The sequence below is a fragment of the Barnesiella sp. CU968 genome (assembly GCF_905219685.1).
GTDB classification, from domain to species: Bacteria; Bacteroidota; Bacteroidia; order Bacteroidales; family Muribaculaceae; genus Lepagella; species Lepagella muris_A.
Genome location: NZ_CAJMXD010000111.1, coordinates 1 through 8,034, shown reverse-complemented (window position 1 = coordinate 8,034; position 8,034 = coordinate 1). Strand labels below are relative to the sequence as shown.

Below are 8,034 nucleotides of genomic sequence, written 5' to 3'. Positions count from 1 at the left end.
GTCCATGAATCTGTGTAATGGTAATCCTGAAAACGTTGTAGCGAGTTGCTTTCGAGAGTATAAAGCTCTGATATCATCTGGTTGTAACCCGCCGCGCCCTGAAACGAAAGGTTAAGGTGGAAACCTTTCCAAGAACCACCGAGATTAAAGCCATAGTTTACAGTTGGAAGAGAAGAATCTTCAACATATATCATATCGTTTACGGTCAGTTTGTTGTCGCCGTCCTGATCAAGATATTTTATGTCGCCGGGAGCAAGAGTGGCATTCTTTTTGCCATCCTGATCCACAGGCCATGCCGCGATTTCCTCATAACTCTGGAATAGACCAGCGTCCTGATAAAGATTCCATACGGTGAAAGGTTTTCCTTTACGGTGCTGAGCTTCGGGGAGAGAGGATTCATCGCCCCAGTCAAGCACCTTATTTTCGGAAGTTCCGATATTGAAAGACACATCATACTGGAAATCACCGATATTGTTGTTGTGACGGATTGTGAAGTCAACGCCGCTGAATCTCACCTTTCCGATATTCACAGAAGGAAGCACACCACCCGTTCCCACAGTCGGAGGGAAGAGATATGTTCGGGCGTCAGTAACCATGTTTGTTCGCAATCTCTGATACCATTCGAAGGTGGCGGTGATTCTGTTGTTCCAGAAACCGAGGTCTATGCCTGCGTTTATATCTTTGGATTTCCTCAATTTCAGAGCTTCATTCGGATATGAGCTTAGCGAAGGCAGCAGTCCTGGTGACCATATGCCGCCGAAATTGTAGCCTTCAGTGTCAGTGAAGTTATAATATTGGAGGTAGCCGAAATCCGAGGCAACACCGTCATCGCCCAGGATACCGCCCGAAGCGCGTATTTTAGCCTGGGATATAATGGTCGGAGATATGGCGGAGGTGAAGAACTTCTCGTTTGATAGTACCCAGGACGCGGATACTGTCGGGAAGAATCCCCATCTTTTGTTTGGAGCGAACCTTGTGGAGCCGTCGACACGGAAACTGAACTCCGCGAAATAGCGGTTGTCGAATCCGTAGGTAAGTCGTCCTACCGTAGACGCACGCTGACTCATGTATTCGCTTCCGGAGAGTGTGCCGGTTGATGTGCTTCCCATTATTTCCGGTTTTTCGCCGGGGAGATTGTTGTTGGTTCCGCGAAGATACTTGTTGTGGTAATCCTGATAGTTCACGACGGCGAGAGCTGTCAAGTGATGCAGTGAATTGAAGGTGTGGTTGTAGGATATTCCCCCCTCGAGCAGGGTGTTTGTCACGCTTTGCTCTCTGTCGCTCATCACTATTCTTGCCTGCGGATATATGGAAGACGGGTCTACTGTGATTTCATCGGTAAGCGGATTGTATACACTCAGTTCCACAGGCTTGGAGAACGTATTTATTCCCGAATGGTTCATGTCGTGGGTCGCAGTCACGTACACCTCAAGACCGTCGACTTTCGGAATCTTATAGCGAAGGGTAGCGTTGAGAGTATGGAAATCCGATTTTGTTTTCTGATATCCTCCAAGACCGAGCACCGACACCAGGGGATTGTATCCCTCAAGACTCGCGTAAGATCCGTCGGTGTATCTCAGAACCTCGATCGGAGAAAAGGAATATGCGTCATCTATTGTGAGCGGATTGTTGTTGTTCTTGTAATTGGAAACGGAACCGGTGAGGTTCACGGCAAGAGTCAGTCCCTTGAACAGATCCGCGTCAAGACGCGCCGAGTAGTTGAATCGGTTGCGTCCGATGTTGGAATAAAGACCTTTCGATTCTGAGTATCCCCCCGACACATGGTATCTGATGGTCTTGTTGCCGCCTGATACCGATAGAGAATGTCGTTGTGTATGACCCCATTTATGGAAATAATCGAAAAGAGAGGTATCTCCGTAAAGATTCGGATTTGAGCCGAGGAGGTCAAGATTGTACGGGGTGTATCCTCCGTCTGGATTCTGCTCTACGGCGCGGTTATAGAGTTCCGCGAACTGACGCGCGTTGAGGAATTTGGGAAGATATGTCGCCTGGTCGAAATTCAACTGTCCGCGATAATTCACTCTCGCCCTGTCGCTCTCCTTTCCTCGTTTTGTCTGCACGAGAATTACGCCGTTTGCAGCTCGCGCCCCGTATACCGCCGCCGCTGCCGCATCCTTTAGAATTGAGATGCTTTCTATATCATCCGGATTCAGGTCGCTGAGCCGCATTTCCCCCTCGTTTGTGGTAGAGGAGAAACGTGGCACACCGTCGATGACCAGCAGCGGATCGCCAAGATTACCTCGTATGCTCATTGTAGACTCGCGAGCCAAAGAGGGGTCGCCCGACACCGCCTTGACTCCAAGTCCGGCAACCTGACCGCCAAGAGACTGGTCGATGTTCATTGCCGGAATTTTTGCGAGGTCTTTGGCGGAAATTGTTTCTACGGAAGATGTAAGCTCCGATTTTTTCGCGGTTCCGTAACCGATGACTACAACCTCGTCGATATCGGTGTGAGTCTCCTTCAGGACAATGGTAACGTCAGGAGTGTCTCCTGTAATCTCTTTCTTCAGTGTCTCATAGCCGAAGCAGGATACAATCAGAGTACAGTTTTTATTTGCCGGCAACTTGAGCTTGAATTTGCCGTCGTGATCGGTCATCGTCCCTGACGGAATACCGTCAATTCTGATTGTCGCTCCGATTATCGGCTCTTTACGAGCGTCTTCCACAGTGCCTGAGATGGTGCGTGATGTCTGAGCCACGGCATCATCGCAAATCGTCAGCATCAGCGCAAACAAGATTAGAAAAATCTTCTTCATAATGATGAGGTTTTTATGGAATCGGGGTGGCAGCTGGTCCGGGAAATCTCCGGCAGGCGGCACACACGACACATTAGGTATTTGGATTGAGGATGAGGTTTATGTTTCTCGCCTGATATTCGTAAAATTCCCGTGAGGCGGCATCCGGTGCGGAGGTCGCGGCGCGGCGGTAGAGTGCGAGAAGTTTCTTGAGCCGGGCGAGCATCATAGGCTTGAGTTCCTCTGCAGGGAGTGGCGGATTTCCGAACACCAGACGGAAGAAAGCGCGGTCACCGTCATGAACGCCGCAAGCATCGAGCGAGCAAGGGAGAGATGTGGTCAGTCCAAGAATCGAAGAAGGCTCGACATCAAGCCAGGATTCTGAAGCAAGGCTTTTCGCAGAAGCACCGGGCATCGACAGCCCCGCGCTCTTTACCATCGATTCAAGAGCCAGACTCTGTAGCCTGCGTTCCGTGGAATTGAGTTTCTTTCCTGAATATGTAGCCGCGAATATGTTTTTCAGTGCGTCGTCAACATATGTCGCCGGTTCATAACCCTTTGTCGGATCAGCCTCGTAACCGGTCTTTATCCGTCCTATATTCACCGGAGACAGAAGTGTGGCAACAATCGCCTTGTCAACTTTCTCGCGCCATTCTGTCACCGGATCCTCAAACTTCGAATTCAGTGCGGCAGGAGTCAGCCAGTCGTTAGTGCGGCTTTGCGTGAGCAGCCACTCCATCGCGCGGCGGGTATCATCTTTTGTGAAATAGTTGCGTTTCGGACCCTGTTCGCGTCCCTGCACAACCTCCTTGAACCTCACGCCTCCTATATATGGAAGCACATGGCTGACATGACGAACGTACTGGCTGATAAGCGCCTTGTATGTCTCAAGAAGTGATGAGTCATAATCCTTTCCAGGTTCTCCCGCCCAGTCTTCGAAATTCGCCATGATTATCTTCAGATTCGAGATAGCCATGTCTCCCGCCTTTATGTGGTCGTTGCCGAGATCTTCGGTCTGGTCGGTCGGGTCGATTGTTCCCATCACCTGTTGCGCTCCGAACTCATACATCGGGTCATTCTCCTTCTCTTCGATCCATTTGTCGAGCACCGGTTTTTCATCTTTTAGCGTCTTGGCTCCCGGGATAAGTCTGTATCCCCATTTGATAGCGTTTATGTCATATACACCTACCGGGGGAGGAGTAAGTCTTACGCCTCTCTCATAGTCGCCGGGCTGCGCCACGAAATTGTTGCGTGCATAGTCCATGATGCTGGGGGTGGTTCCGTATTTCTGAGTGAAAGCCGGGTCGCGCAGATTGTCAATGGAGTATGCGTATGAAGCCCCCATATTGTGCATCAGTCCAAGACAATGACCTATCTCGTGAGCTGTCACATAAGTCAGGGATTCATACATTACCGAGTCGGCGAAAACGGAGGTCCTGACGCGGGGATCCACGGCGCCGGTCTGCACGAAGCGCCAGTCATGAACCAGAGAAAGCACGTTATGGTACCATATGACATCGGCGCCGAGAATCTCGCCGGTACGCGGGTCGTTGTGCGAAGGTCCCATTGCGTTTGCAGTCGGGGTCACACAATAGCGCACGCAGTTGAAGCGGATGTCATCCGGGTCGAAATCCGGGTCGTCAGGATAGTCGAGTGCCTCTATGGCATTTTTGAAACCTGCTTCCTCGAATGCCATGTTCCAGTATTCGATACCCTCTTTCACCGCTTTGCGCCACTTGTCCGGAAAAGCGGAATCCACATAGAACCTGATTTTCTTTTTAGGCTCGACAAGCGTTCCTGAGAAATAAGCCTCAAGGTCTTCATCTTTCGGCTCCATGCGGAAGCGGTTGATTATGTTGTATGTCTCGATTTTGTCGTTTGATGATGAATAAAGTTTCTTTGTGTCGTAGAAATAACCCACACGGTTGTCTTGCAGACGGCTCTTCATCGGGTCGTCAGGCAGTTTCATGATCGAACGCGAAACCCTTACGGTATACGGGTCGGTTACTTTTCTTGTGGTGTAGGCGAGCTGGCTCTCGATGATCATGTTGTCGGGGAATGCCTTAACCTTTGTGATCGCCGAACCGTCTTTATAGAAAGAACCTTCCACACCCTGCCGTCCGCTGAGCATCTTTGCGAGAGGATCGGAATCTTTGATGGGAGAAATTAGCTTTTCGTCACCGGCGAAGAATGATGTCATGTCTATCGCCACGTTGCATGAATCCCTCTGTTGGATTTTGAATCCTTTCAGAATAGGGTCTATCATGTTTCGGTCGAATGATACTTTTATAGGGTCGTCCGGCGCTATGACGTTTGCATCCTGCACGAGATGCATGTAAACGTTCTTGTCGTCTTTGGTAAATCGGATTACAAGCGGAGTGATGTTCATCTGTCCTGCAACAAGGTCTCCGGTGTAGGAGATCCCCGCCACTCGGCTTGACAGAAGATATGTATGGTTGAAAACACTGTCGGAAAGAATGAAAAAGAGAGAGCCGTCTTTATCGACGCGACAATCGAAGATACCTTCGTATCTTTTTGCACCGGCAAACTTTTTTGCCATTTCCGCGCTGTCTTTCGCCGCTCCGGTAAGAACTTTATCCTCTTTGGGGGCTTTCTTGCGGCTGAAAATTCCCGCCTCGGCGGGTGCCCCGCCGATGAGGCAAGCTAAGATTGCCGCAAATCCTGCGATTTTTTTCAGTGTCAGGTCCATTGTTGATTCTTAAAATATTATGGTATCAGGTAAGATTAAAAATACGCGATTTGAATCAATTTGCTTTACTTACGGAGCAAATTTAGAGAAAAGTGTATTAAAATGCAAATTTTTATAAAGAATAATGAAAAAAAATAAAAAATGGATTAATAAATTTTTCAGGCTCCATTCCTCTGCTGATAGGGTGTGATCTGGCGCGTCTCGATGAATTCACACTCTCGCTGCTGACCAACGATGAGGTGATAGACGTGAATCAGGATCCACTCGGAGTGCACGGAGCCCCGATTCTGAAAACCGTCCGTGACCTGTGGCGGCAGAAAGATGTTGCGGAGACAGACGACAAGCATACCGTTACAGTCAATCCACACGGAGCCGTGATGCTGCGCATATACTGAGATACAGACATCTGCTGACGATCTATTTGGCGGTTAATCGGATTCTTATTAAATTTGCCGCCAAATAGATTTATTATGAAAATATTCGAAAGACTTGTATATTGCGTCGCTGTTGTGACGCTGGTGGTTACAGCGGGATGTTCTTCCGGCAAACCGGGAGACATCAACGGGCTTTTGGAGACAGTGCCGGCTGATGCGTCGGCTGTCATGGTGATGAATATGCATGCGATGCTCGAAAAAGCCGGTTGCAAGGTCAACGGGTCCGAAGTAGTGCCCGGGAAGGAGCTTGCCTCTGTTCTTGAAACCACAAATAATCAGGAATTGAGAAAAATTATTGCCGGACTGCGGGATGGTGGCATAGACCCTTCCGCAGCCGTGCTTTTTATAGAGGGATACAATGTGTATCTCACCGGATTTGTGTCTGATTCATCGAAATTCAAGGAGTATGTGGAGAAGAACTCAGACAGCAAATTCGTAAAAGATGGTGAAACAGAGGTATGTGGCAACACGGTGCTAACTCCCGACCGATTCTGGATCTGCATGAGTTCCCGTAACACTGTCAATACGGAAGATATAAGACGTTTCGTGTCGCTCAGCCCAAAGCAGAGCATCCTTTCTAACGAAGTGGCTTCCAGACTCGTTGATATAAGCCACGATGTCGAGGGATGGGGAGACATAAGGGGGTGTCTGAACTCTCTCGGTATCGATTTCACAACCCGCGCCACAGCCACTATGGCAATAGAGGCGATGTTTGTTGATGCTGTGGAATTCAGCTGGAATCTTGATTTCCAGAAAGGGAAGATTGTGGCGGAAATGGATGTGATAAACTCGAAAGGGGGGATTGCGAAGTTTAATTTCCCAGCCGCCCGAATAGACGGTGGAACCATAACCGAAACGGGAGGCACAGCCGATGCCTTTGTCGCCTTGGCGGTAAATCCAGACATGGTGAAGAAACTTAAGGAGGAGACCGGAGGCAAAGGGATGTCGATGATCGGGATTCTTGCCGGAATGATTCAAAGTGTTGACGGAACATGTGTGGCGGCTGTCTCTGAATCCGGGAATGTGCGTGGCGTTATTTCCACTACAGGTCACGGCACTGCCGATCTTTCAAATATGCTCGGACAGTTCGGTTTTGAGGTTGTGAAAGAAGGCCGTCTGCTGCGTGTGGGCAAAGGTGCGGTGGAAGGTGCCGTCTCGGCAGCCGATGCCGCCGAAGAGCTGAAAGGCTCTCTCGCCGGATTTGTGCTTGGCGGAGGGGAAAAACGACGTCTGACAGATGCCGTTTCATCTGTGTCAGTTACTTTCAAACCGGAGAAAGGTGGTCTCAAAGCCATTGTGAAGGTTAATGGCAAGGATTCGAAGAAGAATATTATGCAGTCGATTCTTGAAAGTCATGATTAAGGAGATACGGTTTGAAGGGATGCTTCCGGAGGTGTTCCAGAATGAACGTATCCCGGAATCCGATGTGTGGAAGACCGGTCTTGTGCTGGAGCGCGGAGAGCATTATCTGATAGAGGCGGCAAGCGGAGGCGGCAAGTCGTCGATGTGCTCGTATATTTTTGGCTCGAGAGATGATTACAAGGGCAAACTTCTGTTTGACAGCAGAGATGTCCGTGAATTCACAATCTCGGACTGGCAGGAGATAAGGCGCCGCAATATCGCGTATCTTCCGCAGGAGCTTGATCTGTTTCCGGAACTTACAGCCTGGGAAAACATCCAGCTCAAGAATAAACTGACATCTCATCTTAGCGATGCCGAGATAGAAAATTGTCTCGAGGAGCTTGGAATCGCATCGCGTCGTGATTACCCGGCGGGACGAATGTCGATAGGTCAACAGCAGCGTGTGGCGATAATCCGCAGCATCTGCCAGCCTTTTGATTTTATTCTGCTTGACGAGCCGGTGAGTCATCTTGATGAAGATAACAACCGTATTGCCGCCGCCATAATCGGGAGAGAGGCGGAAAGACAAGGGGCGGCAATAGTGTCTACGTCTGTCGGCAATCCGCTGCTTCTTGACAACTACAGGAAACTTCGCTTATGAACATTATTGGAAAACTTTTACGTAAAAATACATCTCCGGCGCGTATTGCCGGATTCATGCTTTCCAATTTTCTGGGACTTGCCATTATTCTGGGAGGTCTGCAGTTGTTTATGGATGCCCGTTCCATATGGG

5 protein-coding genes are annotated in these 8,034 nt (G+C 49.4%); 3 read left to right on the top strand and 2 right to left on the bottom strand.

What is annotated here, in order from left to right; translation table 11 throughout:
• Together JX312_RS06045 and JX312_RS06040 are read right to left on the bottom strand one after the other, a co-directional pair.
• Nucleotides 1-2,777: SusC/RagA family TonB-linked outer membrane protein (locus tag JX312_RS06045; RefSeq protein WP_204457389.1), on the bottom strand; the 2,777-nt coding region annotated here is incomplete at its 3' end.
• A 73-nt stretch (nt 2,778-2,850) separates the two neighbouring features.
• The gene (locus JX312_RS06040) at nt 2,851-5,466 is read right to left on the bottom strand and encodes a zinc-dependent metalloprotease (protein ID WP_239653826.1); all 2,616 of its coding nucleotides are present in this window, start codon (nt 5,464-5,466) and stop codon (nt 2,851-2,853) included.
• Nucleotides 5,467-5,714: 248 nt separating this feature from the next.
• Between JX312_RS06040 and JX312_RS14300 the strand changes: the two genes are divergently transcribed.
• The 3 genes from JX312_RS14300 to JX312_RS06025 all read left to right on the top strand — a co-directional run bounded on the left by JX312_RS14300 (nt 5,715) and on the right by JX312_RS06025 (nt 7,902).
• Nucleotides 5,715-5,861: a hypothetical protein gene (locus JX312_RS14300; RefSeq protein WP_370541479.1), complete on the top strand. Its 147-nt coding sequence runs from the start codon at nt 5,715-5,717 to the stop codon at nt 5,859-5,861.
• Between the two features lie 75 nt (nt 5,862-5,936).
• Nucleotides 5,937-7,262, top strand: coding sequence for a DUF4836 family protein (locus tag JX312_RS06030; protein ID WP_204457388.1), 1,326 nt, complete (start codon nt 5,937-5,939; stop codon nt 7,260-7,262).
• A complete protein-coding gene (locus JX312_RS06025; protein ID WP_370541480.1) occupies nt 7,258-7,902 on the top strand; it encodes an ATP-binding cassette domain-containing protein in 645 nt (214 codons plus the stop codon). The genes JX312_RS06030 and JX312_RS06025 overlap by 5 nt, the downstream gene beginning before the upstream one ends.
• Nucleotides 7,903-8,034: the final 132 nt, after the last annotated feature.

What these genes read in the sequence shown, in the direction of transcription:
- JX312_RS06040 (WP_239653826.1), bottom strand. Translation starts at nt 5,466, where the DNA reads ATGGACCTGACACTGAAAAAAATCGCAGGATTTGCGGCAATCTTAGCT.
- JX312_RS06030 (WP_204457388.1), top strand. Translation starts at nt 5,937, where the DNA reads ATGAAAATATTCGAAAGACTTGTATATTGCGTCGCTGTTGTGACGCTG.